Origin of the sequence: Streptodolium elevatio, assembly GCF_040649515.1 — a bacterium.
Classification (GTDB): Bacteria; Actinomycetota; Actinomycetes; order Streptomycetales; family Streptomycetaceae; genus Yinghuangia; species Yinghuangia elevatio.
Window position 1 is genome coordinate 1 of record NZ_JBEZFP010000289.1, and the last position, 1,330, is coordinate 1,330.

Annotated in this window: 1 protein-coding gene; it reads left to right on the forward strand. The window is 68.8% G+C overall.

The features are described from left to right. Positions 1–50: 50 nt before the first annotated feature. Positions 51–1,303 (forward strand): IS3 family transposase gene (locus tag AB0C36_RS43115; RefSeq protein WP_358365285.1). Its coding sequence is split into 2 segments (ribosomal slippage): positions 51–333 and positions 333–1,303, totalling 1,254 coding nucleotides; the frame shifts between segments, so codons are not numbered across the junction. Positions 1,304–1,330: the final 27 nt, after the last annotated feature.

The window sequence follows — 1,330 nt, forward strand, 5'->3', positions numbered from 1 at the left end:
TGAACCGCCCCGGGTGAAGTGGGGACTCGATTACGTGTAAGGATCGAGTTATGGGACGTCCGTTCACCTATCCGCTTGAGCTGCGTCAGCGTGCGGTGCGGATGGTCGCCGAGGTGCGTGGCGACTATCCGACCGAGTCCGCGGCGATGAGCGCGGTCGCCGCGAAACTCGGCATCGCGTCGCGGGAGACGCTGCGCAAGTGGGTGCGCCAGGAGCAGGTCGACACCGGCGAGCGCGCCGGGACGACCACGGACGAGGCCGAGGAGATCAAGCGGCTGCGGCGGGAGAACGCCGAGCTCAAGCGGGCGAACGAGATCCTCAAGGCCGCATCGGCTTTCTTCGCGGCCGAGCTCGACCGGCCACACACGCGCTCGTAGCGTTCATCGACGAGCACCGGGACCGCTTCGGCGGCGTCGAGCCGATCTGCCACGTGCTCACCGGGCACGGGGTCAGCATCGCCCCCTCCACCTACTACGCCCACCGACAACGCCTGCGGCGCCCGTCGGCCCGCACCGTCCGCGACGCCGAACTCAAAGCAGTGATCCGTGAGGTCTTCGACGCGAACTTCCGCGTCTACGGCGCCCGGAAGATCTGGCGCGAGCTGCACCGCCGCGGCCACCCGGCGGCCCGCTGCACCGTCGAGCGGCTGATGCGCGACCTCGGCATCGCCGGCGCGGTCCGCGGGAAGCGGATCGTGACCACGATCCGGGATCCGGCCGCGTCACGGGCGCCCGACCTGGTCGACCGCGACTTCGTCGCCCCGGCCCCGAACCGGTGTTGGGTCGCGGACTTCACCCACGTCGCCGCCCGAGCCGGGGTCGTCTACGTCGCGTTCGTCGTCGACACCTTCTCCCGGCGCATCGTCGGCTGGTCCGCGTCGATGTCCAAGCAGACCCAACTCGTCCTGGACGCGGTGGAGATGGGGCTGTGGCAACGCGACCGCGACGGGCGCCCGCACGTACCCGGTGAACTGGTCCACCACTCCGACGCGGGCAGCCAGTACACCTCGTTCCGCCTGGCCGCGCACCTGGACCGCGCCGGCATCGCCGCGTCCATCGGCTCGGTCGGTGACGCCTACGACAACGCCCTGATGGAGTCCGCCATCGGCCTGTTCAAGACCGAGCTCATCAAACCCCGACAACCGTGGGCGTCCCTGTCCCAGGTCGAACTCGCCACCGCCGAATGGATCGACTGGTACAACCACCGCCGACTCCACGGTGAGATAGGCCACTTGCCGCCCGTCGAGTACGAAGCCAACTACTACCAGACAACCGCGAAACCCCACGTCACAGCAACCATCTGAGATCTCCATCAAACCCGGGGCGGTTCA